The organism is Streptomyces sp. NPDC047049, from assembly GCF_040643995.1.
GTDB classification, from domain to species: domain Bacteria; phylum Actinomycetota; class Actinomycetes; order Streptomycetales; family Streptomycetaceae; genus Streptomyces; species Streptomyces mooreae.
Window position 1 is genome coordinate 114140 of the sequence record NZ_JBEYVM010000007.1, and the last position, 26397, is coordinate 140536.

24 protein-coding genes and 1 pseudogene are annotated in these 26397 nt (G+C 71.5%); 6 read left to right on the top strand and 19 right to left on the bottom strand.

What is annotated here, in order from left to right; all coding sequences use genetic code 11:
* Positions 1–271 precede the first annotated feature (271 nt).
* The 12 genes from ABZ851_RS18495 to ABZ851_RS18550 all read right to left on the bottom strand — a co-directional run bounded on the left by ABZ851_RS18495 (position 272) and on the right by ABZ851_RS18550 (position 8311).
* Positions 272–580, bottom strand: a complete 309-nt coding sequence (locus ABZ851_RS18495; protein ID WP_003980220.1) for a DUF2469 domain-containing protein — start codon at positions 578–580, stop codon at positions 272–274.
* A gap of 38 nt (positions 581–618) precedes the next feature.
* Positions 619–1098 (bottom strand): NUDIX hydrolase, encoded by a 480-nt coding sequence (locus ABZ851_RS18500; RefSeq protein WP_361128916.1) that lies wholly within the window; start codon positions 1096–1098, stop codon positions 619–621.
* Positions 1099–1171: 73 nt separating this feature from the next.
* Entirely contained in the window at positions 1172–1900 is a 729-nt protein-coding gene (lepB, locus tag ABZ851_RS18505; protein ID WP_361128475.1) for a signal peptidase I, read from the bottom strand.
* A 54-nt stretch (positions 1901–1954) separates the two neighbouring features.
* Positions 1955–2926 (bottom strand): signal peptidase I, encoded by a 972-nt coding sequence (lepB, locus tag ABZ851_RS18510; RefSeq protein WP_361128919.1) that lies wholly within the window; start codon positions 2924–2926, stop codon positions 1955–1957.
* A complete protein-coding gene (gene lepB, locus ABZ851_RS18515; RefSeq protein ID WP_361128478.1) occupies positions 2868–4010 on the bottom strand; it encodes a signal peptidase I in 1143 nt (380 codons plus the stop codon). Before lepB (ABZ851_RS18515) ends, lepB (ABZ851_RS18510) begins: the two co-directional genes overlap by 59 nt.
* Positions 4003–4767, bottom strand: coding sequence for a signal peptidase I (gene lepB, locus ABZ851_RS18520; RefSeq protein ID WP_361128481.1), 765 nt, complete (start codon positions 4765–4767; stop codon positions 4003–4005). The genes lepB (ABZ851_RS18515) and lepB (ABZ851_RS18520) overlap by 8 nt, the downstream gene beginning before the upstream one ends.
* A 96-nt stretch (positions 4768–4863) precedes the next feature.
* Complete coding sequence (gene rplS, locus ABZ851_RS18525) at positions 4864–5211, bottom strand: 50S ribosomal protein L19 (RefSeq protein WP_018087148.1); 348 nt, start codon at positions 5209–5211, stop codon at positions 4864–4866.
* A 133-nt stretch (positions 5212–5344) separates the two neighbouring features.
* Complete coding sequence (gene trmD, locus ABZ851_RS18530) at positions 5345–6154, bottom strand: tRNA (guanosine(37)-N1)-methyltransferase TrmD (protein ID WP_361128484.1); 810 nt, start codon at positions 6152–6154, stop codon at positions 5345–5347.
* Positions 6154–6711 (bottom strand): ribosome maturation factor RimM, encoded by a 558-nt coding sequence (gene rimM / locus ABZ851_RS18535; protein WP_311622733.1) that lies wholly within the window; start codon positions 6709–6711, stop codon positions 6154–6156. The genes trmD and rimM overlap by 1 nt, the downstream gene beginning before the upstream one ends.
* A 170-nt stretch (positions 6712–6881) precedes the next feature.
* Positions 6882–7121, bottom strand: a complete 240-nt coding sequence (locus ABZ851_RS18540) for an RNA-binding protein (RefSeq protein ID WP_003980229.1) — start codon at positions 7119–7121, stop codon at positions 6882–6884.
* A gap of 2 nt (positions 7122–7123) precedes the next feature.
* Entirely contained in the window at positions 7124–7564 is a 441-nt protein-coding gene (rpsP, locus tag ABZ851_RS18545) for a 30S ribosomal protein S16 (protein ID WP_030080385.1), read from the bottom strand.
* Positions 7565–7720: 156 nt separating this feature from the next.
* Positions 7721–8311, bottom strand: coding sequence for a hypothetical protein (locus ABZ851_RS18550; protein ID WP_088800283.1), 591 nt, complete (start codon positions 8309–8311; stop codon positions 7721–7723).
* 547 nt (positions 8312–8858) lie between these two features.
* On the opposite strand from ABZ851_RS18550, the gene ABZ851_RS18555 reads away from it, so the two are divergent.
* Positions 8859–9725, top strand: coding sequence for a class I SAM-dependent methyltransferase (locus ABZ851_RS18555; RefSeq protein WP_361128489.1), 867 nt, complete (start codon positions 8859–8861; stop codon positions 9723–9725).
* Positions 9726–9866: 141 nt separating this feature from the next.
* Positions 9867–10844 (top strand): phosphotriesterase, encoded by a 978-nt coding sequence (locus ABZ851_RS18560; RefSeq protein WP_361128492.1) that lies wholly within the window; start codon positions 9867–9869, stop codon positions 10842–10844.
* A 142-nt stretch (positions 10845–10986) separates the two neighbouring features.
* Here the strand turns inward: ABZ851_RS18560 and ffh are convergent, their stop codons facing one another.
* The 5 genes from ffh to ABZ851_RS18585 all read right to left on the bottom strand — a co-directional run bounded on the left by ffh (position 10987) and on the right by ABZ851_RS18585 (position 18923).
* Positions 10987–12543, bottom strand: coding sequence for a signal recognition particle protein (gene ffh / locus ABZ851_RS18565; RefSeq protein ID WP_361128495.1), 1557 nt, complete (start codon positions 12541–12543; stop codon positions 10987–10989).
* 117 nt (positions 12544–12660) lie between these two features.
* Entirely contained in the window at positions 12661–15207 is a 2547-nt protein-coding gene (locus ABZ851_RS18570) for a [protein-PII] uridylyltransferase (protein WP_361128498.1), read from the bottom strand.
* A 175-nt stretch (positions 15208–15382) separates the two neighbouring features.
* Positions 15383–15721, bottom strand: a complete 339-nt coding sequence (locus ABZ851_RS18575; protein ID WP_088800278.1) for a P-II family nitrogen regulator — start codon at positions 15719–15721, stop codon at positions 15383–15385.
* The gene (locus ABZ851_RS18580; protein ID WP_336050014.1) at positions 15718–17058 is read right to left on the bottom strand and encodes an ammonium transporter; all 1341 of its coding nucleotides are present in this window, start codon (positions 17056–17058) and stop codon (positions 15718–15720) included. Before ABZ851_RS18580 ends, ABZ851_RS18575 begins: the two co-directional genes overlap by 4 nt.
* 392 nt (positions 17059–17450) lie before the next feature.
* Positions 17451–18923, bottom strand: coding sequence for a hypothetical protein (locus ABZ851_RS18585; protein ID WP_361128502.1), 1473 nt, complete (start codon positions 18921–18923; stop codon positions 17451–17453).
* A 493-nt stretch (positions 18924–19416) separates the two neighbouring features.
* Between ABZ851_RS18585 and ABZ851_RS18590 the strand changes: the two genes are divergently transcribed.
* A complete protein-coding gene (locus ABZ851_RS18590) occupies positions 19417–20085 on the top strand; it encodes a bifunctional DNA primase/polymerase (RefSeq protein ID WP_361128505.1) in 669 nt (222 codons plus the stop codon).
* A 93-nt stretch (positions 20086–20178) separates the two neighbouring features.
* Here ABZ851_RS18590 and ftsY read toward each other — a convergent pair whose 3' ends face one another.
* The gene (ftsY, locus tag ABZ851_RS18595) at positions 20179–21408 is read right to left on the bottom strand and encodes a signal recognition particle-docking protein FtsY (protein ID WP_361128508.1); all 1230 of its coding nucleotides are present in this window, start codon (positions 21406–21408) and stop codon (positions 20179–20181) included.
* Positions 21409–21881: 473 nt separating this feature from the next.
* Here ftsY and ABZ851_RS18600 point away from each other — a divergent pair, with 473 nt between their 5' ends.
* The 3 genes and pseudogenes from ABZ851_RS18600 to ABZ851_RS18610 all read left to right on the top strand — a co-directional run.
* Entirely contained in the window at positions 21882–23366 is a 1485-nt protein-coding gene (locus tag ABZ851_RS18600) for a cytosine permease (protein ID WP_361128511.1), read from the top strand.
* A 95-nt stretch (positions 23367–23461) separates the two neighbouring features.
* On the top strand, positions 23462–24493 hold the full coding sequence (locus ABZ851_RS18605) for an LLM class flavin-dependent oxidoreductase (protein WP_361128514.1): 1032 nt from the start codon (positions 23462–23464) through the stop codon (positions 24491–24493).
* A gap of 16 nt (positions 24494–24509) precedes the next feature.
* Positions 24510–24671, top strand: a pseudogene (locus ABZ851_RS18610) (helix-turn-helix transcriptional regulator); the annotation flags it as partial.
* A 141-nt stretch (positions 24672–24812) separates the two neighbouring features.
* On the opposite strand, the gene ABZ851_RS18615 reads toward ABZ851_RS18610, so the two are convergent.
* Positions 24813–26231 (bottom strand): sugar porter family MFS transporter, encoded by a 1419-nt coding sequence (locus ABZ851_RS18615; protein ID WP_361128517.1) that lies wholly within the window; start codon positions 26229–26231, stop codon positions 24813–24815.
* Between the last annotated feature and the right edge of the window lie 166 nt (positions 26232–26397).

Here is a 26397-nt window from a genome sequence, read left to right on the forward strand (position 1 = left end):
GCCCGCGGGTGGCTTGTGTGGCGTGGGCGGTGCTTCTGCGTGTGCGCTCCGCGCGGGCTCCGCGGTCTGTGCGTCGTCCCCGGCCCTGCGGCCGGCCTGCATGGCGTTCATGCGGTACCACCTCCGGCACCGACTGTGACGCTCCCGCCCCGATTTGTTGGATCTTGGTGGACAGTGAGCCGGTTGTGGATAACCCGCTCACCCGTCCGGGTGGTGCCGGGCGGGTCCGGGACGCGCCCGGGGCCCGTTCCCTCCGCCGCTTCCGGCCGCCTCAGCTCCCCGGAAGGTCCAGGTCGCTCTTGTTGAGCTCTTCGATGTTCACGTCCTTGAAGGTGAGGACGCGTACCTGCTTGACGAAGCGGGCCGGGCGGTACATGTCCCAGACCCAGGCGTCGGCCATCGACACCTCGAAGAACACCTCTCCCTGGACCGAATGCACCTGCATCTCGTAATCATTGGTGAGGTAGAAACGCCGCTCGGTCTCGATCACATATTTGAACAGTCCGACGACGTCGCGGTACTCCCGGTAGAGCTTCAGCTCCATCTCGGTCTCGTACTTCTCGAGGTCCTCGGCGCTCATGGCAGATCCCCTTCAGCCGTGCGTCCCCCCATTGTGCGTCAGACCCGCTCGGTCTCCAGGAGCACCGGCGCCTCGGGGGGCCCTTCGTCGAGCAGCGTGCGCAGCAGCTCGGCGAGTCTGCTTGGATACACCGTCTCATGCGAGGCGGACAGTTCCTCCGAAGTCCACCACCTCAGTCCCGAGACGCTGCGTCGTTCCAGGTCAGTCTGCCCGCCGGTGTCGGTGACAGTCCGGTCGGTCCTTCCCAGGTAATACCACTCGTCCTGCTCCCAGCGCCGCCCGTCGAAGGGGAAGGCACAGCGGCGCTTCCACAGGACGGGGCCGAGGACCGCGTCGGTGATGCCGGTCTCCTCGGCGAGCTCGCGGCGGGCCGCCTCTTCACGGGTCTCCGTGCCTTCCAGGCCGCCACCGGGGGTGAACCACCACTTCTCGGCGGGGCGGGCCGGTTCGAAGCCGTGGAGCAGCAGGATCCGGTCGTCGGGGTCGAGCAGCACGATGCGGGAGACCTGGCGCACCAGGGGCGCGCCAGGTGTGTCACCGGCCGCCGTCCCCTGGGCCGCGGCCGGGCCCTCCGCGCCCCGTCGTGGCCCCTCAGGCACCCTTGCGCGCCTTGCGCCGGGCCAGGGGCCCGTAGGCCGCACCGGCGAGGATGAGGACCGCGCCGGCGACCACCGCGAGGGTGATGGGCCGCACCGGACCGGGCTGCGAGGTGCCGCCGGGCAAGGCGGAGAAGGCCGCCGGGCGCTGCATCACGCCGACGCTGCCGAGCGGCCAGGCGCGCGCGTCGACCCGGGCATTGACGGCGCTGCGCGGTACGGAGCCGTGGTCGCCGTCGGTGAGGTGGACGCGGGAGTCCATGGAATCGCTGCGGTGGTCACCGAGCAGGAAGAGCTGGCCGGTGGGGACCTTTGCCTTGAAGCCGATGGGTGAGGCGGGGCCGCTGCCCTGCAGATACGGTTCCTCGACGGGGGTTCCGTTGATGGTCAGCCGGCCCTGCTTCGTGCAGCAGGCGATCTTGTCACCGCCGACGCCGACGACGCGCTTGACCATCGGCAGGTCGCCCCAGGTGGAGTCCTTGAAGACGACGATGTCGCCGCGGCGTATCTCGGAGCCGTCGACCTTCTCCGCCAGGACCCGCGCCCCGACCGCGATCGTCGGCGTCATCGAGTCGGTCGGCACCGTATAGGGGCGGTAGATCAGCGCCGCCCATACGAAGCCGCCCAGGAACAGCACACAGCCGAGGGCCACGGCCAGACCGGACAGCACGCTGCCCGTCGTCCGGCCGCGGCCGTCGGTCCCGCGTTCCGTACTGCTGCTCATCCCAGCGCTCCCACCCCGCGGACCGCGCCCGCGTCGAAGATCCGGGACGGCACCTTACCTGGGGTTACGTGTTCCGGTCAGCCTTCGGCGGCGCCAGATCACGATCGGCACCGCACCGGCGAGGCCGAGGGCCGCCGGCGTCGCCGCCATGGCCTTGTTGATACCGGGCTGGTCGAAGGTGCCCGGCACGGGCAGCGTCGCCCAGCGGTTGACGGGCCAGGCAATGGTGAACGCCCGGCCGACGACCTCGTTCTCCGAGACCGTGCCGTTGCCCTTGAGGTTCTGGTGGTAGCGGGAGTCCAGGGAGTCGTCGCGGTGGTCGCCCATCACCCAGATCCGGCCCTTGGGGACGTGGATCGGGCCGAACGCCCGGTCGCCGCAGGGCGTGGCCCCGGGGAAGACGTAGGAGTCTTCGTCGAGCGGCTTGCCGTTGACCTTGACGGGGCCGGTGCCATGGCACTCGACGGTGTCGCCGCCGACCGCGATCACCCGCTTGATCAGGTCCTTCTCCTCGGCCGAGGGCATCAGGCCGATGAAGCTGAGGACCTTCTGGACGGGGTTGGGCTCAGGGGTCGGCGTCTCGTTCAGCCAGCCGCCCGGGTCGTGGAAGACGACGACTTCGCCGCGCTGCGGCTTGGAGCCGAACCACGGCGTCAGCTTGTCGACCAGGACCCGGTCCCCGCGCTGCAGGGTGTCCTGCATCGAATCGGACGGGATCGAGAACGCCTGCACCAGGAACGTCTTGATCAGCAGCGCGAGGAGCAGCGCGATCCCGATGAGGATCGGCAGCTCCTTCCAGAAGGCACGCGGCTTCTTGGCCTTCTTCATGCCACCGCTCACCTCCTTGCCCGCGGACATGTCCAACGTATCGGACCTGTCCGGCGAGTCCGCCGAAGGTGAACTCTGGGCCTGCGCCCCTGACCGAGCTGGTGACTGATGCACGGAACTCGCCGCCGGCCGCGTGGGCTCACCACGTCCTGCCGGCTCTTCGGGCTCTTCGGTTCCGGACCGCGCGCCGACCGCCAAGTCCCCCACATCTGCTCCTCACTCCACGCACTCGCCTGCCCGTCAACCGGCGCAGGCCCACCACTCCCATAACGAGCGGGAGTTCCGCAGGGGTCGGGAGTACGGTCAAACTGTCGGGGGACAGCCTATGCGGAGCGCCTGCCGCCGACGCCTTGGCGCCCGGCGCGTCGTGCACGGTCGTGAAGGTGTCCGGCTCTTCCAGGCGCCGCCAGTGGCTGAACGGCCAGCCGATCACCACCGCCCGGCCCACGACACCGTCCTCCGAGACCGTGCCACGGTACGGCTCGTCCAGGTGGAAGCGCGAATCCGCGGAGTTGGAACGGTGGTCGCCCATCACGAAGATCCGGCCGGTGGGGACGGTCACCGTGAATTTCAGCGTGGAGGGCGGGTTGCCCGGATGGATGTACGGCTCGGTCAGCGGGGTGCCGTTGACCGTGACCTTGCCCTGTTCGTCGCAGCATTTGACGGTGTCGCCGCCGACCGCCACGACGCGCTTGATCAGGTCCTGCTCGTCGGCCGACGGCAGCAGCCCGATGAAGGTCATGGCGTCCTTGACCGGCTGGAAGGCGCCGCCGTCGGCGGGGGGCTTGGTCTGTTCGCCCTTGAGCCAGCCTCCGGGGTCCTTGAAGACCACCACATCGCCGCGCTGCGGCTTGGAGCCGAACCACGGCGTCAGCTTGTCGACCAGCACCCGGTCGCCGATCTTGATCGTCTGCTCCATGGAGCCGGACGGGATGACGAAGGCCTGGACGAGGAACGTCTTCAGGACGAGGGCGATGGCCAGCGCCACACCGACGAGGATGGGGATTTCCTTGAGGTAGGAGCGTTGTCTGCGGCGTTTGATGCGCCGCGCCATGCGCCGCCGCTCGGCCCGGCCACCGGTCCCGGTCCGCCCCGCCCGCCTGCCGGTCGCGGCCCCGCCCGCCCCGGAGCCGTCGTTCCCCCCGGTCTCCTGGTAGTCGCCGTACGCGCCGCTGCCGCTGTACGGGGCGTCGGCGCCGCGGCCGCGCCGGGGCCTGTCGGCGCCCCTTCCGGGCCGAGGTGTGCCCTTGCCCCCGTGGCGGGGGCGTCCGCGGTTACCCATGGGGGCCTGCCGCTGCGGGTATCCGGTCGAAGGACCGTGGGTGCTCGAAGGTGCGCCAGCGGCTCGCCGGCCAGGTGATCAGGTCCGCGCGGCCGATGACCTTCTCCACCGGGACCGTGCCGCCTCCGGGGTCACCGAGGTGGTCGCGGGAGTCGCTTGATCTGGCGCGGTGGTCCCCCATGACCCACAACCTGCCCTCCGGCACCACGATGTCGAAATCCACCGAGGACGGCGCGTCCCCGGGGTGGAGATACGCCTCATTCACGGACTCACCGTTCACTTCGATCCGCCCCCGTTCGTCGCAGCAGGTCACGTGGTCACCGCCGACGCCGATCACGCGCTTGACGTAGTCGGTCTCGGCGGGAGGGGCCACGCCCAGCGCCGCGCCGGCTCCGCGCAGCAGCCCCGTGACGGGATTCTCCTCCTGCTCCCTGTGAACGAAGGAGCCGGTGCCGTCGAACACCACCACGTCGCCCCGCGCCGGCTCGCTGCCGAAACGGTACGCCAGCTTGTTGACCAGCACCCGGTCCCCGATCCGCAGGGTGTTCTCCATGGAGGAACTGGGAATCAGAAAAGGCTGCGCCACACACGCGCTGAGCAGCAGGACGAAGGCCAGGCAGAGCACGAACAGGGTGGCCGGCCGGTGGCGCAGACCGGCCGCACGGGCGAGCAAACGCGCGGAGCGCGACCCCTGCTCCGGCCCCTGTTCGGGGGTGGGAGAGGGGTCGCGCTCCGTGAGCTGTGCGTCGGTGTCCATCGGGCCCTGAGCCTATCCGGCCGGATCCAAACCCCGTACGCGAGCGTGGGTTTGCGTTGCCCCGGCGCAAAAAATCGTGCTCCGGGACGGCCCGGCTCAGTTGTCGCGCTTCTCCTTGATCTTCGCGGCCTTGCCGCGGAGCTCGCGCAGGAAGTACAGCTTGGCGCGACGGACGTCACCGCGGGTCACGACCTCGATCTTCTCGACGATCGGGGTGTGCACCGGGAAGGTGCGCTCGACGCCGACGGAGAAGCTGACCTTGCGGACCGTGAAGGTCTCGCGCACGCCGGCGCCCTGACGGCGGATGACAACGCCCTTGAACTGCTGCACACGGGAGCGGTTGCCCTCGATGACGCGGACGTGAACGTTGACGGTGTCACCCGGGCGGAAGGCCGGGATGTCGCTGCGCTTCGACGCGGCGTCGACGGAGTCGAGAAGGTGCATGACCTACTGCTTTCTTCGCTGATGCCACAGGTCATCAACGGGATATCGGAAATGATGTGTCGGATGCCGCTGTGTCGGACGGGCGTCGTTCCCCCTGTGGCAGGGGCGCGCGGCGGACGCACACGGCAGCGGCCTATTCTTCCACGGCCCCGCTCGTCCGCCCAAATCGGCCGTCCTCGCCCGCCGACCAGCCCAGAGCGGCCAGGATCGCGCGGTCGTGTTTGTCGAACGCGGCGGGGTCGGCGCGCTCGATCAGATCGGGGCGGTTGAGGTCGGTGCGGCGGAAAGCCTCGTCACGGCGCCAGCGGGCGATCTTGCCGTGGTGTCCGCTGAGCAGCACCTCGGGAATTCCGCGGCCGCGCCACTCGGGAGGCTTGGTGTAGACGGGACCCTCCAGGAGGTCGGCCATCGCGCCGGGGGCGAAGGAGTCGTCCTGGTGGGAGGCGGCGTTGCCGAGGACGCCGGGCAGCAGCCGGGCCACCGCCTCGACCATGACCAGCACCGGCGCCTCTCCGCCGGCCAGGACGTAGTCGCCGATGGAGACCTCACGGACGTCGACGCGGTCGCCGTACTCCTCGATGACACGGCGGTCGATGCCTTCGTAGCGGGCCGGGGTGAACACCAGCCAGGGCTTGGCCGAGAGCTCGACGGCGAGCTGCTGGGTGAAGGGGGCGCCGCTCGGGGTGGGGACGACGATCACCGGTTCGCCCTCACCGGACGCGAGGATCTCATCCAGCGCCTCGCCCCACGGCTCGGGCTTCATGACCATGCCGGGCCCGCCGCCGTAGGGGGTGTCGTCGACGGTGTTGTGCTTGTCGTGGGCCCATGCGCGCAGGTCGTGGATGCGCACGTCGAGCTGTCCGCGGGCGCGGGCCTTGCCGACGAGGGAGACGTTCAGCGGCTCGAGGTACTCCGGGAAGATCGTGACGACGTCGAGCCGCATCAGCGGTCCTCGTCGGTGCCGGCGCGGCCGGTGGCGATCTCCGCCTGGCTGTCGTCGAGGAGGCCGGGCGGCGGGTCGATGACCGCGCGCTGCTCCTCCAGGTCGATCTCCGGCACGATCTCGGAGACGAACGGGACCAGCACCTCACTGCCGTCGGGCCGCTGGACGACCAGCAGGTCCTGGTAGGGCAGATGGGAGATCTCGGAGATCCGGCCGACGACGGTGCCGTCGCGGGTGACGACATCGAGGTCCATCAGCTGGTGGTCGTAGAACTCCTCGGGGTCCTCGGGGACTTCCTCGGGGTCGACCTCCGCGATCAGCAGGGTGTTGCGCAGCGCCTCGGCGGCCGTGCGGTCCGCGACGCCCTCGAAGCGCAGCAGCAGCCGGCCGCTGTGCACCCGGCCGGCCGTGATGGTCAGCGGTCCGACGGAGGACGGTTCGGTGGCGAGGACGGCGCCCGGGGCGAGCCGCAGTTCGGGCTCGTCGGTGCGCACCTCTACCGTGACCTCGCCCTTGATGCCGTGGGCGCGGCCGATCCGTGCCACTACCAACTGCACGCTGTTCTCTCCCGTTTTCTTGCGGCTGAGCCACCGCCGCTCTCGCGGAGGCGGCCGAGGACCGTCGCGGTTCTCCATGGAGGGCGGTGCGGGTGGCTGCACCCGCACCAACGAACTCGGGCCGGGGACGGCCCGAGGGCCCTCCCCGGCCCGAGCCGGTGTTCAACTTGTCAGCGGACCTGGTCCACGTCGACGAGGTCGACGCGGATGCCACGACCGCCGATGGCGCCCACGACGGTCCGCAGGGCGCGGGCGGTACGGCCGTTGCGGCCGATCACCTTGCCGAGGTCGTCGGGGTGGACCCGGACCTCCAGCACGCGCCCGCGGCGCAGGGTGCGCGAGGCTACCTGCACGTCATCGGGGTTGTCGACGATGCCCTTGACGAGGTGCTCGAGGGCTTCCTCGAGCATGCTCAGGCCTCGGTCGACTCGGAGGTGGACTCGGCCGCAGCCTCGTCCGCCTTCTTGTCAGCCTTCTTCGCCTTCGGGGTGATGGCCTCACCCTTGGGCTCGTTGCCGGAGTCCTTGGCCGCGGCCTCGAAGAGGGCGCGCTTGTCGGCCTTCGGCTCGGCGACCTTCATCGGCGCCGGGGCCGGCAGGCCCTTGAACTTCTGCCAGTCGCCGGTGACCTTGAGGATGGCCATGACGGGCTCGGTCGGCTGCGCGCCGACACCCAGCCAGTACTGGACACGCTCGGAGTCGACCTCGATGCGCGAGGGGTTCTGCACCGGGTGGTACAGACCGATCTCCTCGATGGCCCGGCCGTCACGGCGGGTACGGGAGTCGGCGATGACGATGCGGTAGTGAGGCGCGCGGATCTTGCCCAGACGCTTCAGCTTGATCTTGACTGCCACGGGAGTGGTGTCTCCTGGTCTTGACGTGGTGGGGCACAACGGGATGCCACGTGGGGTTGCGGTACTCGGGGTGCCCGATGGACGCGTCAGCCGGAGGAGAGAGGGGTCCTGTGCGACTGTCGAGTACAGCTAGCCATTGTGCCACACGCCCGTGGGTCAGCCGACCGCGGCCACCTCGGGGATCCGGAAGGGCTTGCCGCAGCCGCCGCAGACGATCGGCGCCTGGGCCAGCACGGAGGGCACCACGCGGACGTTGCGCCCGCAGTCGCAGACGGCCTTGACACGGACGCCCCCTCCGGAGGAGCCGTGCCGGGCGGCCGGCCCCCGGAAGCTGCGGGAGGTGTCGGTGGCGGTGGCGGCGGTGTGCGCCTTGAGGGCTCTGGCCAGTCGTTCGATGGTGGAGCGGTAGCGCCTTCTGGCTTCGGGGTTGAGCGTGACCAGGGAGAAGCCGCTGCTGGGGTGCGGCTCGTCGGCATGGTCCAGGCCCAGCTCCTCGGCGATCGCCAGGAAGCGGCGGTTGTGGTAGCGGCCTGCGCGGGAGGTGTCGCGGATGCCGCGGGTGGCGGCGATGCCGTGGACTGCCTCATGGAGCAGCCGTTCGAAAGAGAGTTCGGCGCCGCAGGCGGACGAGGACTCTCCGATCAGGGACTCGGGCGCGGCCAGGTCCGGCAGCTCGGGGTGGTGCCGTTGAATATCGGCCCAGGCGAGCGCCAGTTCGGCGGCGAGGACAGGCGGTGTCGTGCTCACGTCGTGACAACGAGCCGGGGACGCCCGGTGTTCCGATTCCGGGGCATCTCAAATAATTTGCACGTACCAGTCAGTTTACGGTCATGAGGCGTGCCGAGGGCGGGGTGCGCAGATCTGCGCAGAAGACGCCCAGGGGACCTCAAGCCGGTACGTATCCCCGCGTACGCCGCATGGCGTAGCCGGTCGTATCCCGGGGCAACGATCACCGCGGCGATGGTACGGCGGGCACCTGCGCCCGGTCGGTACCGGCTCGTACCCACCCTAGGGGCGCCGGTGGGGCGGGTGCCCGGACGGCACCCCGGGGCGCGGGGAGCGTCCGGGCGGCGGCGGCTGCCGTGGCGGAACGGCGCCGGCCGGGGCACCCTGGAACGGCGCTCCAGGGAGCGGGCCCGGCGCACACGGGGGCGCGCGGGAGACAACCCCGGCGCACCCCCTGGACGCCCGGACGAATGCGCAGTTGTCTGGATCGCGGGGGCGCACGACGCGCGAACACGGGGGCGATCGGTACGGAACAGCTTCGGGTTCTCGGCGAATAGGGGCGCTATCGATGTCACCGACGCTCGTGCGGCACCAGCTTCCGCACTCCGGATCCATGCGCTGCGACGGCCCTCCCGTTCCGGCCGGGTCACGGGCGCGCACCCGTGACTGGGCCGAGATCCAGGAGCGGATGCTGGTGCCGCTCTACGAGGCCGCGTACGACCGTCTGGGGGTCGGGCCCGGCACCCGTCTGCTGGGGCTGGGGTGTGGCTCCGGGCTGGCGCTGCTGCTGGCGGCGGCGCGGGGCGCGCAGGTCAGCGGGGTGGATGCGGACGAGTCCCGGCTGGAGCTGGCGCGTGAACGGCTCACGCCGGACGGTATGCCGGAGCACACCCGGCTGGTCAGCGGCGGCCTGGAGGACGCGGCGCCCGGGGACGCCGCCTTCAACGTGGTCACGGCGTTCCATCCCGTGGGCTGTGTGAGCACGGTCGAGGGGCTGACGGCGTCGCTCACCGCGGCGGCGGGGCTGGCGGAGCGCGGCAGTGCGGTGGTGCTGGGCGGCTGGGGCCCGGTGGAGCGGTGTGCCACGGCCGGGGTGCTGCGGGTGGCGCAGCCGCCGGCCGGCCCGGCGGGCGAGGACGCCACCGGCTCGGCCGGGTGGTGGCCCAGCGGACGGGACGATCTGGAGGAGCTGGCGGAGCGGGCCGGGCTGCGGCCCGATGGTTCGGGCCGGGTGGCCTGCCCGTTCGGGTACGCGGATCTGGCGAGTGCGGTGCGGGGGCTGCTGTCGACGGGGCTGTTCGACACGGCGCTGGAGGCGGCCGAGCAGCGTCAGGTGGAGAAGGAGCTGGCGGAGGCGCTGCATCCGCATCAGCGGGCCGACGGGACGGTGTGGATGCCGAATGTCTTCCGCTATCTGATCGCGCGGACGAGGTAACGCGGGCCCTGCGGCCGTGCCGCGACGGGCGTTGCGGACGGGCTCTCGGCGGACGGTTGGCGGCGGTTGGCGGTATCCAGGTCTCCGGCCGGCGTCCGCTCCCGCGGGGTTCGGCCGCGCCGGGCGGCCGGGAAGGCACTGATGAGCGATCTGCTGCAAACGGTCTCGGGCCCCTTGCCCGCTTCCGCCGTGCGCGGGCCGGTGCTCGCCCATGAGCATCTGGCGCTCGATCCGACCCGGGGCGCCGACAGCGCGGCGACCCTGACCCCCGGGCACCGTGCCGCGATCACCGAGGAACTGGCGTCGCTGCGCACCGAGTTCGGGCTCGGTCTGCTCGTCGAGCTCACCTGCCGGGGCATGGGGCGCGATGTGGTCTCGATGGCCCGGATCGCCGCGGATTCGGGGGTGGCGGTCATCGCGGCGACCGGCTGGTACTACGAGCCGTTCCGTCCCGGAGAGCCGATCCGCACCAGCGCCGAGCGGCTGGCCGGCACGCTGGTCGGGGAGATCGAGCGCGGCTGCGGTGGCTCCGGGATCCGTCCGGGGGTGATCGGCGAGGTCGGCAGCCACGGCGATGCGCCGAGCGAGCCGGAGGCGCGGACGCTGACCGCGGCGGCGCTCGCCGCCGCGGCGACCGGGCTGTCGGTGGCCACCCATGCCCGGTTCGGCCGGGGCGGCCTCGCCCAGCTGGAGCTGCTGACGGCGGCCGGGCTGCCGCCGCACCGGGTCAGCATCGGCCATCAGGACCTGCTCGACGAGCCGGCGGTGCACCGGGAGCTGGCGGCGGCCGGTGCGTACCTCGCGTTCGACACCGTCGGCAAGGAGAGCTACCGGAGCGACGGGGTGCGACTGCGCCTGCTGCTGGCTCTCCTGGAGTCCGGATACGCCGACCGGGTGCTGCTGAGCTGCGATGTCTCCCGCCACGGCTACCTGCTCAGCGAGGGCGGGACGGGCTACGGGCACCTGTTCCGGTCCTTCCTGCCGCGGCTGCGGGCGGCGGGCGTGGACGAGGAGCTGGTCGACCGGCTGACGCGGCGCAATCCGCTGCGGTTTCTCACGGGGCGGGACGGGGCGGACGAGGGCCCGGCGGACGGCGGCGGGCCGGTCCGGGGGCGATGAGGCGGGGGCCGACGCCCACCCCGTGCCCCGTGCCGCGTTCCCGCCCCGTATCCGCCCGGCACGGCAGAGCCCCCGACCACCCATGGGGGCCGGGGGCTCGTCAGCCGGAGCCGCGGGAGGGCGCGGGAAGGCGCGGACGGGCTCAGCCCATGAACTTCTTGAACTCCTCGGGGAGTTCGAAGTTCTGCGGGTCCTGGCCGCCCTGCGGCAGGCCCAGCGGGTTCCCGGCCTGGGCGGCCTCCCGGCGCGCCGCCGCGGCCTCTTCCTCGGCCTTGCGCTTCATCGGGTTACCGCTCTTGCGCTTGCCCTTGGCCTGCTTGACCTGCTTCTTCTTGCGGGCTCCACCACCCATGCCAGGCATCCCCGGCATGCCGGGCATCCCGGGCATGCCGCCGCCCTGGGCCATCTTGGACATCATCTTGCGGGCCTCGAAGAACCGCTCGACCAGGCCCTTGACCGCGCTGACGTCGACACCGGAGCCCTTGGCGATACGGGCCCGGCGCGAGCCGTTGATGATCGTCGGCTCCTGGCGCTCGGCCGGGGTCATCGACTTGATGATGGCGGCCGTGCGGTCGACCTCGCGCTCGTCGAGGTTGTTGATCTGGTCCTTCATCTGCCCCATGCCGGGCAGCATGCCGAGCAGCTTGGAGATGGAGCCCATCTTGCGGACCTGCTCCATCTGGGCCAGGAAGTCGTCGAGGGTGAACTCCTTGGGGCCCTTCGCCAGCTTGGCCGCCATCTTCTCGGCCTCGGCCTGGCTGAAGGTCTGCTCGGCCTTCTCGATCAGGCTGAGCATGTCGCCCATGCCGAGGATGCGGGACGCCATGCGATCCGGGTGGAACGCGTCGAAGTCGTCCAGCTTCTCGCCGTTGGAGGCGAACATGATCTGCTTGCCGGTGACGTGCGCGACGGACAGCGCGGCACCACCGCGGGCGTCACCGTCGAGCTTGGAGAGCACCACGCCGTCGAAGCCGACGCCGTCGCGGAACGCCTCGGCGGTGTTGACCGCGTCCTGACCGATCATCGCGTCGACGACGAACAGGACCTCGTCGGGGCTGACCGCGTCGCGGATGTCCGCGGCCTGCTGCATCAGCTCCTGGTCGATGCCCAGACGGCCGGCGGTGTCGACGATGACGACGTCGTGCTGCTTGGTGCGCGCGTACTCGATCGAGTCCTTGGCCACCTGGACCGGGTCGCCGACGCCGTTACCCGGCTGGGGGCCGTAGAAGGCGACCTCGGCGCGCTCCGAGACGACCTGGAGCTGGTTGACGGCGTTGGGGCGCTGGAGGTCACAGGCGACCAGCAGCGGGGCGTGGCCCTGCGCCTTGAGCCAGCGGCCGAGCTTTCCGGCGAGGGTGGTCTTACCGGCACCCTGCAGACCGGCCAGCATGATCACGGTCGGGGGCGTCTTGGCGAACCGCAGCCGGCGGGTCTCGCCGCCGAGGATGCCGATGAGCTCCTCGTTGACGATCTTGATGACCTGCTGGGCGGGGTTCAGCGCCTGGGAGACCTCGGAGCCGGTGGCACGCTCCTTGACCTGCTTGATGAAGGCGCGGACGACCGGGAGGGCGACATCGGCTTCGAGCAGCGCGATACGGATCTCGCGCGCCGTGGCGTCGATGTCCGCCTCGCTCAGGCGGCCCTTGCCCCGGAGGTTTTTGAAAGTACTCGCCAAGCGGTCGGAAAGCGTATCGAACACGGCGGTCGTCGATCCTCGGGGTCGGGGGCGGGGTTCAGTCGGGTTCCAGGGTATCGGGCTGCGCAAGCGAACCGGTCCTGCCCCGCTCCCCGCCGGTCCGTCCCCGCGCCCCGGTCACTACTGCAGAGCGCGCTCCACGGCCGCCGCCACCTCATGGGCCGCGCCGTCGGACAGCGGCTCCCCGTCCGCCCCCGTGACATAGAACGCATCCACCGCGTTCGCGCCCAGGGTGCTGATGTGGGCGCTGCGGACGGCGACGCCGGCCTGCTCCAGGGCGCGGCCGATGCGGTGCAGCAGGCCGTGTGCGTCCTGGGCGCGGACCTCGATGACGGTCGCGGTGCGGGAGCTGCCGGAGACCACGGTGACCCGGGGCGGCGGGGCGAGCACGGCACGGGCCCGGCGGGCGTAGGCGCGTTCGCGCTCGGCGAGGCGGGCGGGGATGTCGAGCGAGCCGTCGAGGGCGCGGGCCAGGTCGGCGCGCAGCCGGTCAGCGCGCGGCAGCGAGCCGTATTCGGCGGCCACCCGCCAGCGCAGCAGCAGGACCGGGCCGTCGTCGACGGGGTCGAGCAGCAGCAGGTCGGCGGCGCGGACGGTGAGCCGGTGCAGGGCCAGCACGCCTGCTGCGGCGGGCAGGACGCCCGGTGTGCCGGCCGGGCTCGTCGAGGGGCGGCGGCCGGGTGACCGGTGGGCGGGCACGGCGATGAGCAGTTCCACACCGACCGGCTCGCGGTCGGGCGGCGCGGACCCGTCCCCGGTTCCGGCGGCGGGTTCGGAGCGGGCGTGCAGCGCCAGGGCCGGGCCGCCGGTGCGCCGGGCCTCGGCCGCCAGCCGCTCCTGCTCCGCGGTCGGCTCGTCGGCGTCGCGTACCTCCGTACGGCGCTCCCCCGCGAGCCGCGCGGTGACCCGTTTGACCAGGTCGGCGACGAGTCCACCGCGCCAGGCGCTCCAGGCGGCGGGCCCGGTGGCCAGGGCGTCGGCCTCGGTCAGGGCGTGCAGCAGCTCCAGGGTGCCGGTGCCGCCGACCGCCTCGGCGACCGCGCCCACGGTCGCCGGATCGTCCAGATCGCGCCGGGTGGCGGTCTCGACGAGCAGCAGATGGTGCCGTACGAGGGTGGCGATCACCTCGGTGTCGCGGGCACCGAAGCCGAGCCGGGCCGCCACGTCGCGGGCGATGGTCTCACCGGCCACCGAGTGGTCACCGGGCCAGCCCTTGCCGATGTCGTGCAGCAGGGCGGCGATCAGCAGCAGGTCGGGGCGGTGCACCCGGCGGGTCAGGGCACTGGCGCGTACCGCGGTCTCGATGAGGTGGCGGTCCACGGTCCAGGTGTGGACGGGGTTGCGCTGGGGGCGGCAGCGGACGCGTTCCCAGTCGGGCAGCAGCCGGGTGATGATGCCCTCGGCCTCCAGTGCCTCCCATACGGGGACGGTGTGGCTGCCGGCGCCCAGCAGCGTCACCAGTTGTTCGCGGGCCTCGGCGGGCCAGGGCACGGGCAGCGGCCGGGTGGCGGTGGCCGCGCTGCACCGGCGGATGGAGTGGGTGGCCAGCGGCAGCCCGGCCTGGGCGGCGGCGGCCGCGGCTCGCAGGACCAGCACCGGGTCCCGCTCGGGGCGTGCGGTACGGGCCAGCACCGCCTCGCCGTCGAGTTCGACGACGCCTTCGGCGAGCGGTGAGCGCTCGCCCTTGCCCGCGGTACGGCCGTGCAGCAGGCCGCGCAGCATGGGCTTGACGGAGCGGGCGCGCAGGACCCGGCCGACCTCGCGCCAGGTGACATCGGCGGCGTAGGAGATGGTGCGGGCGGATTCGTAGGTCTGCCGCAGCAGGGCGTCCGCGTCGAGCATGCCGAGGGCGCCGGCGACCTGGTCCTGTTCCTGGAGGGAGAGCCGGTCGGTGGCGCGGCCGGTCGTCAGGTGGAGCGCGTCGCGGGTGTCCAGCAGGCGGGTGCGGGCGGCTTCCAGACCGCCGCGCGGGGCGTCGGCGAGCCAGGAGGCGGCGACCGCACGCAGCGCGGTGGCGTCCCGCAGCCCGCCCCTGGCCTCCTTGAGGTCGGGTTCGAGCAGGTACTGCAGTTCGCCCTGCCGCTCGGCCCGCTCCTGGCACAGGTCGTGGAGTTCCGGCAGCCGCTTGGGGGCGCTCTCCCGCCAGTCGGCGTAGGCGGTGGTGCGCAGCGCGCCGGTCAGTTCCGCGTCGCCGGCCAGGTGGCGGGCGTCGAGCAGGCCCAGCTGCACCTTCAGGTCGTCGCGGGCCGCTTTACGGGCCTCGGCGGGGGTGCGTACGGAGTGGTCGAGTGCCAGGCCGAGGTCCCAGACGGGGTACCAGAGGCGGTCGGCGAGCGCGGCGAGGTCGCTGCGGTCGGCGCGGCCGTCGTGCAGCAGGAGCAGGTCGAGATCGCTGCGCGGGGAGAGTTCGCCGCGGCCGTAGCCGCCGACGGCGACCAGGGCGGTCCCGGACAGGCCGGCTTCGGTGGCGTGCCGGTGCAGCAGGCCGGCCAGCCAGTCGTCGGTCAGCCGGGCCAGGGTGGCGCGGCGGTCGGGTCCGATGGCCGCCTCGTCCTGGAGGAGCCGCAGCCGGGCCGCCGGGTAGCCGCCGTCCGGGGCGGGCGCGGGCTCGCGCGCGGGTCCCGGTGTTCCGTCCGGTCCTGCCGTCTCCTCGATGCTCTCCGTCACCTCGCGCGCTCCTCGGTCGTCCGGTCCCCCGCGGTCACGTCTTCCCCGTACGGCCCCGGGGCACCTCCAGTCTGGGGCGCCGCGGGGCGGGCTGCCATCCGCCGCCCTGGCGTCCGCTCCGGCACGGCGGCGGGTGCCGCCGGTGCCGGAGCCGCGCCACGGCGGCACAGGAGCGTCACAGCGCGTCCGGCCCCCGCTCCCCGGTCCGCACCCGTACCGCGTCGTCCACCGGGATGCTCCAGACCTTCCCGTCGCCGATCTTGCCGGTGCGCGCCGCCTTGACGACGACGTCCATCAGCTCCTCGGCGTCGGCGTCCTCGACCAGCACCTCGACGCGGATCTTGGGCACCAGGTCGACGGTGTACTCGGCGCCGCGGTACACCTCCGTGTGCCCGCGCTGCCTGCCGTAGCCGCTGGCCTCGGTGAGCGTCAGACCGTGCACGCCGAAGGCCTGCAGGGCGTCCTTCACCTCGTCCAGCCGGTGCGGCTTGATTACTGCCGTGATGAGCTTCACGCGTCCACCTTCTTCGTCAGAGCCTCGCCGAGTGCCGGTCCCTTGCGGCCGACCGTGCCGCCGCCCGCGCCGGCGAAGTCGTACGCGGTTTCCGCGTGTGCGGCCTGGTCGATGCCGGCGACCTCCTCGTCCTCGCCGACCCGGAAGCCCATCACCAGGTCGATGGCCTTGGCAAGGACGTAGGAGACGACCAGGGAGTACAGCAGGACGCAGACCACACCGACGGTCTGCCGGCCGAGCTGGTCGAGGCCGCCGCCGTAGAAGAGGCCCTTGGCCTTGCTCTGCACCCCGCCGGTGGCGAAGAAGCCGATCAGCAGCGAGCCGACGACACCGCCGACGAGGTGGACGCCGATGACGTCCAGGGAGTCGTCGTAGCCGAACTTGTACTTGAGGTTGACCGCCATGGCGCACAGCACACCGGCGATCGCACCGACCGCGATGGCGCCCAGCGGGCTGACCGCGCCGCAGGCCGGGGTGATCGCGACGAGTCCGGCGACCGCGCCGGAGGCCGCGCCGAGCGTGGTGAACGAGCCGTGCCGGAGCTTTTCGTACGCCAGCCAGCCGAGCATCGCGGCGGCGGTGGCGACCTGGGTGTTGACGAAGGCGACCGCGCCGATGCCGTCGTCGTTGCCGAGCCAGGAGCCGGCGTTGAAGCCGAACCAGCCGAACCACAGCAGTCCGGCGCCGAGCATCACCAGGGGCAGGCTGTGCGGCCGCATCGGGTCCTTCTTGAAGCCGATGCGCTTGCCGACGACGAGGAGCACGCCGAGCGCCGCGGCGCCGGCGTTGATGTGCACCGCGGTGCCGCCCGCGAAGTCGATGACCTTCAGCTCGAAGAGCCAGCCGCCGTCGCCCCAGACCCAGTGGGCGACGGGGAAGTAGACCACGGTGACCCACAGGGCGATGAACAGCGCCCAGGCGGTGAACTTCACCCGGTCGGCGAGCGCACCGCTGATCAGCGCGGGCGTGATGACCGCGAACATCAGCTGGAAGACCGCGAAGACATAGACCGGGATGGTGCTGGTCCCCCACAGCTCGGTCAGGCCGATGTGGGCGAGGCCGGCGAAGTCGCCGTTCCAGCCGATGAAGCCGCCCTTGTCGGTGCCGAACGCGAGCCCGAAGCCGTACAGGACCCACAGGATCGTGACGATGCCCAGGCTGATGAAGCTCATCATCAGCATGTTGAGCACGCTCTTGACCCGGACCATGCCGCCGTAGAAGAAGGCGAGCCCGGGGGTCATGATCATCACCAGGGCGGAGCAGATCAGCATGAACCCGGTGTTCGCCGGGCTGAGCGTCACCTTGTCTGCTGCAAGCGTCAGGATGCCTGGGGGCATCGGCGTCTCCTCGTCGTCGATGCGGCCCGTGCGGGCGTGTTTCTGGTGGGCCGACTTCGCGATGAGGTTGTCGCAGCACGGTTTCGGCCAAACCTTGCCGGTGTTTCACCGCAGTGACGAAGAAGGCCCCCGTGTTACACCCCGGTGAACTCCCAGATCAGCCCCGACCCCGGCCCGGACCACCCGCAGATCAGCCCGCACATCCCCCGTCCACCCCACCGAAACCACCGCTTGAGCAACCCCCACGGCGAGCAACCACCTCCGCGAAAGCGGCGCCGGCTTAGGCGCAAGAAACAGCCCGGCCGCGGCTGCCGCCCGCGTGACCTGGCATGGGGGAGCCGAGTCGGGCTGTACGGGGCGGCGGCCGCGGCCGGAGTGGGGAGGGCGTGCCGTCAGACGGCCGCCGCTGATTCGGGAAGCTGGCGGGTGAGCTCGTCGCTGAGCCGGATCACCTCGGCGACACCGCCGAATTCCCGCGCCGCGGTGTCCACGGTCTTGCGCAGCCGGGTGTTGACGCGCTCCGAGCGGACCTGCCGGGCGAACGGGATCGCCTGCTGCGCCATCGCCGCGCAGGCTTCCGGCTCCTTCTGCAGCAGATGCACGGTGGCCATCCCGATCAGGTTGAGCGCATACGACCGCTGGTGCTCGGGGTCCTGGCCGAACAGCTCCACGGCGCGCTGCATGACGGGCTCGGCGAGCGAGGCGTAGGTGGGGCTGCGACCGGCGACATAGGCGAGATCGCGGTAGGAGTGGGCGTTCTCGGCGTTCAGCTCGGCCTCGGAGAAGAAGCGGATCCAGTCCGGGTCGGGTTCGCCGGGCAGCACGTCGGAGAAGGTGTCCTCGGCCATCCGGACGGCCCGCTTGACCTTGCTGGGCTGGCCCATTCCGGCGTAGGCGCGGGCCTCCATCGCATACAACATGGCCTGGGTGCGCGGGGTGGCCGTTTCGCGGCTGCCGTACTGGGCCAGATGGATGAGCTCCAGTGCGTCGTCGGGCCGGCCGAGGTGGATCATCTGCCGGCTCATGCTGGAGAGGATGTACGAGCCCAGGGGCCGGTCGCCGGCCTCCTTGGACGCGTGCAGGGCCAGCACGAAGTATTTCTGGGCGGTGGGCTGCAGCCCGATGTCGTAACTCATCCAGCCGGCGAGTTCGGCGAGTTCGGCGGCGACCTTGAACAGCCGCCGGGACACCGCCGCGGGCTGGGGCTCCTGGAGGAGGTCGGTGACCTCGTGAAGCTGGCCGACCACGGCCTTGCGCCGCAGCCCGCCGCCGCACTGCGCGTCCCACTGCCGGAACATCGCGGTCGTCGACTCCAGGAGGTCCAGCTCCGGCTTGGACAGCCGCGCGTGCCGCCGGCCGCGGTCGGGCTCCGCCACCTCGCCCTGGCCCGCGGGCACCGGGACCAGCCAGCGCTGCATCGGCTCGATGAGGCTGGGTCCCGCGGCGAGGGCGAGGGAGGTGCCGAGGAAGCCGCGGCGGGCCAGCATCAGGTCGCTGCGCGAGAACTCACTGATGAGGCTGACCGTTTGGGCTCCGGCCCAGGGCAGGTCCACGCCGGAGACGGACGGGGACTGGTGCGCGGAGCGCAGCCCCAGCTCCTCGATGCCGACCACACAGCCGAAGCGCTCGGAGAACAGCTCGGACAGGATCCGCGGGATGGGCTCGCGCGGCTGCTCGCCGTCGAGCCAGCGGCGGACCCGGGAGGTGTCCGTGCTGATGTGGTGCGCGCCCATCTGGCGTGCCCGGCGGTTGACCTGCCGTGCCAGCTCCCCCTTGGACCAGCCGCTGCGCATGAACCACGAACCCAGCTGTGCGTTGGGTTGTTTGGCGGCGTCGGTGCCGCCACTGCCGCCGTTGCCTCCCACTGGAAGCCCCCATCCCGATTGCTGCCTTGATGTCTGTGCCCGGTGCCCGGTGCGTGCCGCGAACCCGCCACAGCCTGCCGCCTGTTGCGACGCCTGTCCGGGGTACATCTACCCGACCACGGATTCCGGCCACACCTTTTGGCCTGTGCCCCACCGGTCGTTGCCACCGGCATACCCGTGCGAATGATGCCTCTCCGGGGTTCGTGCACCGAAAGTAATCCTACGATCACCCCTCACGCGAGGGCGATTGCGGAAACGCCACCATTCGCCACCCCTTCGTATGAACTCCCCGACAAGCTCTCGCGATTGACTTGACACAGGTCGAGCAAGGCCGGGCGGAGCGAAGCGCGCCAGGGCTCGCACGGCACACCGCACCACCCGGCACACCACGGCACACCACCGGCACCACGGGCCGGCGACGGAGCGTGAAGGGCGCGACGCCGTCAACCCGCCGACTCGTAACCACTGGCACGCACCACCCGTTGGAGGGGGCATGGGCTTCACGATCGGCGGCATCCGAGAGATGCGTTCCAGCTCCCGGCGCCGCGCCCGCTCGACCGACATCACGGCGGCGGCGGAGTACACCGGGCTGTGGGGCTGGGACGTCGTCCCCGGCGCCCGGGCGGTGCGCACGGGCAGCGGCGGCACGGACTGCTCGTGCGGCGCCGCGGACTGCCCCGCTCCCGGCGCCCATCCGCTGGCCTTCGCCGCGGAGCTGACGGCCGGGGCGAGCTGGGAGACGGCCGCCGCGGCCTGGGCGGAGACACCGGGCGCCGCGCTCTTACTCCCGGTGGGCCGGACGTTCGACATCCTCGACGTGCCGGAGGCCGCGGGGCGCAACGCCCTGGCGCGCCTGGAGCGGATGGGACTGCCGCTCGGCCCGGCCGCGGTGACCCCGACCGGCCGGGCGCTGTTCTTCGTCGCCCCCGGCGCGGCCAAGGAACTCCCCGACCTGCTCTACCGGATGGGCTGGGACGACGCCACGCTCGATCTGCGCTCCCTGGGCCCCGGCGACCACATCACCGCGCCGCCCTCCGACCTCGGCGGCCACGGCCCGGTGCGCTGGCTGCGCCCGCCGACGCCGGCCACCACGGACCGGCCGCCGCAGGCGCGGCTGGTGCTGGGCACCCTGGCGTACGTGTGCCACCGCGCGGCGGTGTGAGCCGGGGTCCGGAGCACACGACGCCGGCCCCCGGTACCCGCCGTGTGCGGGTCCGGGGGCCGATGACTGTCCGGGGCGTGGTGTCCGGCGGCGTCAGTCGATCAGGGCGTCGACGAAGGCCTCCGGCTCGAACGGCGCCAGGTCGTCCGCGCCCTCGCCCAGGCCGACGAGCTTGACGGGGACGCCGAGCTCGCGCTGGACAGCGACGATGATGCCGCCCTTGGCGGTGCCGTCGAGCTTGGTGAGCACCACCCCGGTGATGTCCACGACCTCGGCGAACACCCGGGCCTGGACCAGGCCGTTCTGGCCGGTGGTGGCGTCCAGGACGAGCAGTACCTCGCCGACCGGGCCGTGCTTCTCGACGACCCGCTTGACCTTGCCGAGCTCGTCCATCAGCCCGGTCTTGGTGTGCAGCCGGCCCGCGGTGTCGATCAGTACGACATCGGCGGCCTCGGTGATGCCTTCCTTCACCGCGTCGAAGGCGATCGAGGCGGGGTCGCCGCCCTCGGGTCCGCGGACCGTACGAGCACCGACCCGCTCGCCCCACGTCTGCAGCTGGTCGGCGGCCGCGGCGCGGAAGGTGTCGGCGGCGCCGAGGACCACGGACTTGCCGTCGGCGACCAGGACTCGGGCGAGCTTGCCGGTGGTGGTGGTCTTGCCGGTGCCGTTGACGCCGACGACCATGACGACGCCGGGGATCTCGTCCCCGCCGTTGCCGATGCCGTTGGCGGTGTGCACGGTGCGGTCGGCGTCCGTGCCGATGAGGGTGAGCAGTTCCTCTCGCAGCAGGGCGCGCAGCCCCTCGGGGGTACGGGTGCCGAGGACCTTGACCCGCTCGCGCAGCCGCTCGACGAGCTCCTGGGTGGGAGCGACGCCGACGTCGGCGGTCAGCAGGGTGTCCTCGATCTCCTCCCAGGTCTCGTCGTCGAGGTGTTCCCGGGACAGCAGGGTCAGCAGGCCCTTGCCCAGGGTGTTCTGGGAGCGGGAGAGCCGGGCGCGCAGCCGGACCAGCCGTCCCGCGGTGGGCTCGGGGACCTCGATCGCGGGCGCGGCGGGCGCCTCGGGCTCGGCGGCCGGCGCCTCGGCCACGGGGGCCTCGGCGGTGGGCAGCGTGACTTCTTCGATGGTGCGACGTTCTTCGTCGCTGGGGGTCTCGGCCTCCTCGCCGACCTGCGGTTCGGCGGGGGGCGCGGTGACGGAGGGCTTCGGGGCGGCCGGCGGGGACGGCGGCAGCTGCTTCTTCTTGCGGCCGCTGACGACGAGCCCGCTGATCGCGCCGAGCACGACCACGGCGATGATGACGGCAAGGATGACGGTTTCCATAACCCCTCCAGTATCAGCCACGCCCCGCCCGTGGGGACCGCACGCGCCGAAGCCCCCGCGGGCGGGAACCGGACACGGCAAAGGGGCCGGAAAGAGGCGCCCAGGGGCTCGGTTCGAGCCAGTGGTGAGATGCGGATCTCCTCGCCGGCCGATGCCCCGCAGGAGCTGCCGCGACGGGTGGGCGACCCGGCGGGCGGGGCGACGGAACGTACCGGTCCGGCGACGGCCCGTGCCGCCTCCGCCCTGCTCACAAGCGCTCGACTGGACCGTTCGACGAAGGTGGGCGACACTCGTTCTCGTCGTGGGGTCCAACGGAACCAATCGGCAGAAGTTGGATCAAAGTACGATGGTGAGCGGCCGCGCAACGCGCGTAGAGTCCTGGCAACCAATTCTGGCCAAGGCACCACAGCCGCTGCCTGCACCTCCTCCCCCCGGGGGTGCCTCCAGATCCCCGCACGGAGATACCTGCACCAATGGGCACCACCACGTCCGCTTCCGCTCCCGCATCCGAAGGCGCCGTCGAGACCCGCGGCATCGAGCCCGTCCCCGACCACGAACGCCAGGGCCGCGTCCGCGAGCTCTTCCCGACCTGGGTCGCCGCCAACATCAGCGTGTTGTTGCTCACCATGGGCGCCTCGCTCGTGGTCAGCAACGGGCTGAACTTCTGGCAGGTCCTGCTGGTGGCCGCGATCGCCGCCGCCGTCGCGTTCGGCATGGTGGGCGTGCTGTCGGTCTCGGGCAAGTGGGGCGGTGCCCCCGGTGCGATGCTCTCCCGGGCCGCGTTCGGCGTCCGCGGCAACTACTTCCCCGGTGCGATCCTGTGGGTCGCCCGCTTCGGCTGGGAAACGATCAACGCGGTCACCGGCGCCTACGCGGTGCTGACCGTGCTGCATCTGCTGCTGGGGATCGAGAGCAACAACGTCCTCGTCGTCGTCACCCTGCTCGCGTTCGTGGCCGTCACCTACCTGGTGAGCGGCCTGGGCCGCAAGGCGCTCAACATCTGCAACACGTACTCGACGTACCTGTTCGGCCTGTTCAGCATCATGGTGCTGGTCTACCTGGTCGCCACGATGAACTGGGACGCCATCTTCGCCAAGAAGGCCGGCACCACCGCCATGGTGATCGCGGGCATCGGCACCATCGCGGCCGGCGGGATCAGCTGGGTGCCCACCGGTCCCGACTTCGCGCGCTACCTCCCGCACTCCACGTCCGGCAAGAAGATCGTCGGCACCACCGTCTCCGGCGCGGCCCTGGTGCTGCTGCCGATGGTGCTGATGGGCGGCGTGATGGCCGTCTCCAACCCGAAGCTGGCCGGCCAGAACACCGACCCGATGTCCTTCCTCGGCACCATCCTGCCGTCCTGGCTCGCGGTGCCCTACCTGGTCACCGCGCTGGTCGGCATGGTGCTGATCAACAGCCTGTCGATGTACTCCGCGGGCTTCACCGCCCAGACCATGGGCGTCAAGCTGCCGCGGGCCCTCGCGGTCAGCATCAACGCCGTCATCAGCCTGGTCGGCGGCCTGTTCATGATGCTGGTGGCCAAGGACTTCATCGGCCAGTTCATCGCCTTCCTGACGCTGCTCGCGGTCTCCTTCTCCGCCTGGATCGGCGTCTACGGCGTCGACATGGCCCGGCGGCGCAAGCTGGCGGTGCGCTATGACGCCGACAGCCTGATGAACACCGGCCGCACCAGCCGCTACTGGTACACCGGCGGCTTCTGCTGGCAGGCCATGACGGCCTGGGCGGTCGCGCTCGGCGCGGGCCTGTGCTTCACCAAGGTCCAGTGGTTCACCGGCCCGCTGGCCACCACCTGGATCGGCGAGAACGGCCTGGGCTGGGCGGCCACGATCGCGCTCGCCGCGCTCGTCTTCGCCGTACTGCCAACGCCACGGGAGTCCGTCCCGGCGGCCGGGGCCGGCGACGCGGCCGGGGCCCGGCAGCCGGCCGAGGTGGGCTGACCCGGCCGCCGCGGACCGGAACCGCCCCTAGTGATCTGACGCAACGTCAGCTAGCGTCCCCCTCGCCAACCGCCCTGGCGAAGGGGACGTTTGCCATGTCTGCCCTGCCCTCCCTGCCTGACCAGCCCGCCCTGCCTGCCCGGCCGGTCACGGTCCTGCGCGTCAACCTCGTCGACCCCGCGCCCACACCCGACGCACTGTCCGCCCGCTACCGGGCCGCCGTCGAGATGGCCGCGTTCGCCGACGACCGCGGCCTGACCATGGTCCAGACCGAGGAGCACCACGCCACCACCAACGGGTGGATGCCCTCCCCGCTCACCTTCGCGGGCGCCGTCTTCGGCGCCACCCGCCGCATCGGCGTCACCGTCTCCGCGCTGATCACCCCGCTGCACGACCCGCTGCGGCTGGCCGAAGACCTCGCCTCGCTCGACCTCCTCAGCGGCGGCCGGCTGGTCACCGTCGCCGGCCTCGGCTACCGGCCCGAGGAGTACGCGGCGCACGGGAAGGACTGGCAGGGCCGTGGCGCGCTCCAGGACGAGGTGCTGGAGACCGTGCTGTCCGCCTGGACCGGCGAACCGTTCGCCTACCGGGGGCGCACGGTCCAGGTGACCCCCCGCCCGTACACCCGGCCACACCCCCTGCTGCTGATCGGCGGCAGCTCCCGGGCCGCCGCCCGGCGCGCGGCCCGCCTGGGGCTCCCCCTCTTCCCCAGTGCCCACCTCCCGGAGCTGGAGGCCTACTACCACGAGCAGCGCACCGCCTTCGGCACCGAAGGCTGGGTGATGCAGCCGCCCGCACACACCTCGCTCCTCCACCTCTCCGAGGACCCGGACCGCACCTGGGCCGATTACGGGAGCCATCTGCTGCACGAGGCCCGGATGTACGCGTCCTGGCAGTCGGCCGGCACCCGCTCCGCGGTGCGCTCGTCGGCCCGGGACGTGGCGGCGCTGCGCGAGGAGGGGGTCTACCGCATCGTCACCCCGGACGAGTGCCTGCGGCTCGCCCGGCAGGCGGGCGCCCAGGGCTCACTGATCCTGCATCCGCTGTGCGGCGGGATGCCTGTCGACGAGGGGTGGCGCTCGCTGCACCTGTTCGCCGAGGAGGTGCAGCCGCACCTCAAGGACTGACGGCCGGGGGCGGGTTCAGAGCGATCTGCCCGTCGAAGCGGTCGCGCTGCGCGTCGGCCTGTCGTCGGCGGTCAACTTCCGTCGGCGCTTCCAGCGCGCGCTGCACACCACGCCGTCCGCGTACCGGCGGGCGTTGCGCGCGGCGGGCGGCGCGCTCCGGGCCGGCGAGGACGCCTGAGGCGCCGCGGCGCACCGGAACGAACAAGCAGAGCACCGGCACGGAGAAGCGGCGCGGCCGGCACAAAAAACGGGTACTGCCCGGGGTCCCTGTTGACCCGGGGCAGTACCCAGTACTGAGGAGAAGGACTGGCGGGGGGGGTTAGCCCATCTCCTCCAACGCCTTGCCCTTCGTCTCCTTGACGTACTTCAGCACGAAGGGGATCGAGAGCAGAGCGAAGACCATGTAGATGACGTACGTACCCGAGAGGTTCCAGTCCGAAAGGCTCGGGAAGCTGGCCGTGATGGCCCAGTTGGCGATCCACTGCGCGGAGGCGGCGACGCCCAGCGCGGCGGCGCGGATCTTGTTCGGGAACATCTCGCCGAGGAAGACCCAGACCACGACGCCCCAGGAGAGGGCGAAGAAGAGCACGAAGACATGGGCGGCGATCAGGGCCACGGTGCCTTCGGTGGTCGGCAGGGTGCCGGCCGCGGTCTTGGCGGAGAAGGCCCAGGCCTCCAGGCCGAGCGCGAGGGCCATACCGGCCGAGCCGACCAGCGCCAGCGGGCGGCGGCCGATCCTGTCGACGAAGATCATCGCGATCACGGTGCCGATGATGTTGATGATCGACGTCGTGAAGCTGTAGAAGAACGACGCACTCGGGTCGATGCCGACGGACTGCCACAGCGCCGAGGAGTAGTAGAACGCGACGTTGATGCCGACCAGCTGCTGGAAGACCGACAGTCCGATGCCGACCCAGACGATCGGCAGGAAGCCGAACTTGCTGCCGAGCAGGTCCTTGAACGACGCCTTGTGCTCGCGGCGCATCGCCTCCTTGATCTCCGCGACCCGCTTGTCGAGGTCCACGGTCTTGCCCTCGACCTCGGCAAGCACCTCCTTGGCCTTGGAGACCTTCTCGACGGAGATCAGGTACCGCGGCGACTCGGGGATCGCGAAGGAGAGCAGACCGTAGAGCACGGCCGGGATGACCATCACACCGAGCATCCACTGCCAGGCCTCCAGGCCGGCGATGACGCCGCGCTGCTTGCCGTCGGCGAGGTTGAGGATGCCCCAGTTGACGAGCTGGGAGACGGCGATGCCGATGACGATCGCGGCCTGCTGGAACGAGCCGAGTCGGCCGCGGTAGGCGGACGGCGAGACCTCGGCGATATAGGCCGGGCCGATGACCGAGGCCATACCGATGGCGAAGCCGCCGATGATCCGCCAGAAGGCGAGGTCCCAGAGGGCGAACGGAAGAGCGGAGCCGACGGCGCTGATGGTGAACAGCACCGAGGCGATCTGCATCACGCGGATACGGCCTATGCGGTCCGCGATCCGGCCCGCGGTGGCGGCGCCGATGGCACAGCCGATCAGCGCGATGGCGATCACCTGGGCAAGTACGGCGGAACCGACCTCATAGCGGCCCCGGATCGCCTCGACGGCACCATTGATGACAGAGCTGTCATAGCCGAAGAGAAAGCCGCCCATCGCGGCAGCCGCGGTGATGAAGATGACATGGCCGAGATGTTCGGGATGGGCCTTGCGGCCTTCCGAACCCGTCGGCTGCGCGGTGCTGGTCAACGTGAACTCCAGTGGCCCGGCTGCGCTGCCGGGTTAGGGGGCTGGCCCTACAAGTGGTGCATAGGTTGGGGGCACCCACCACTTGAAGGTAAAAGCGACGTTGCAGAGACTATGCCTTCAAGTTTCGAAGTCAATAGGCCGAGATGAATTTGTTTCTCGGCCACTC

What these genes read in the sequence shown, in the direction of transcription:
- ABZ851_RS18605 (WP_361128514.1), top strand. Translation starts at nt 23,462, where the DNA reads ATGTCTGCCCTGCCCTCCCTGCCTGACCAGCCCGCCCTGCCTGCCCGG.
- lepB (WP_361128481.1), bottom strand. Translation starts at nt 4,767, where the DNA reads ATGGACACCGACGCACAGCTCACGGAGCGCGACCCCTCTCCCACCCCC.
- ABZ851_RS18580 (WP_336050014.1), bottom strand. Translation starts at nt 17,058, where the DNA reads ATGCCCCCAGGCATCCTGACGCTTGCAGCAGACAAGGTGACGCTCAGC.
- lepB (WP_361128475.1), bottom strand. Translation starts at nt 1,900, where the DNA reads ATGAGCAGCAGTACGGAACGCGGGACCGACGGCCGCGGCCGGACGACG.
- ABZ851_RS18560 (WP_361128492.1), top strand. Translation starts at nt 9,867, where the DNA reads ATGAGCGATCTGCTGCAAACGGTCTCGGGCCCCTTGCCCGCTTCCGCC.
- ABZ851_RS18540 (WP_003980229.1), bottom strand. Translation starts at nt 7,121, where the DNA reads ATGCTCGAGGAAGCCCTCGAGCACCTCGTCAAGGGCATCGTCGACAAC.
- lepB (WP_361128478.1), bottom strand. Translation starts at nt 4,010, where the DNA reads ATGGGTAACCGCGGACGCCCCCGCCACGGGGGCAAGGGCACACCTCGG.
- trmD (WP_361128484.1), bottom strand. Translation starts at nt 6,154, where the DNA reads ATGCGGCTCGACGTCGTCACGATCTTCCCGGAGTACCTCGAGCCGCTG.
- rplS (WP_018087148.1), bottom strand. Translation starts at nt 5,211, where the DNA reads ATGCACCTTCTCGACTCCGTCGACGCCGCGTCGAAGCGCAGCGACATC.
- ABZ851_RS18555 (WP_361128489.1), top strand. Translation starts at nt 8,859, where the DNA reads ATGTCACCGACGCTCGTGCGGCACCAGCTTCCGCACTCCGGATCCATG.
- ftsY (WP_361128508.1), bottom strand. Translation starts at nt 21,408, where the DNA reads ATGGAAACCGTCATCCTTGCCGTCATCATCGCCGTGGTCGTGCTCGGC.
- ABZ851_RS18600 (WP_361128511.1), top strand. Translation starts at nt 21,882, where the DNA reads ATGGGCACCACCACGTCCGCTTCCGCTCCCGCATCCGAAGGCGCCGTC.
- ABZ851_RS18495 (WP_003980220.1), bottom strand. Translation starts at nt 580, where the DNA reads ATGAGCGCCGAGGACCTCGAGAAGTACGAGACCGAGATGGAGCTGAAG.
- ABZ851_RS18590 (WP_361128505.1), top strand. Translation starts at nt 19,417, where the DNA reads ATGGGCTTCACGATCGGCGGCATCCGAGAGATGCGTTCCAGCTCCCGG.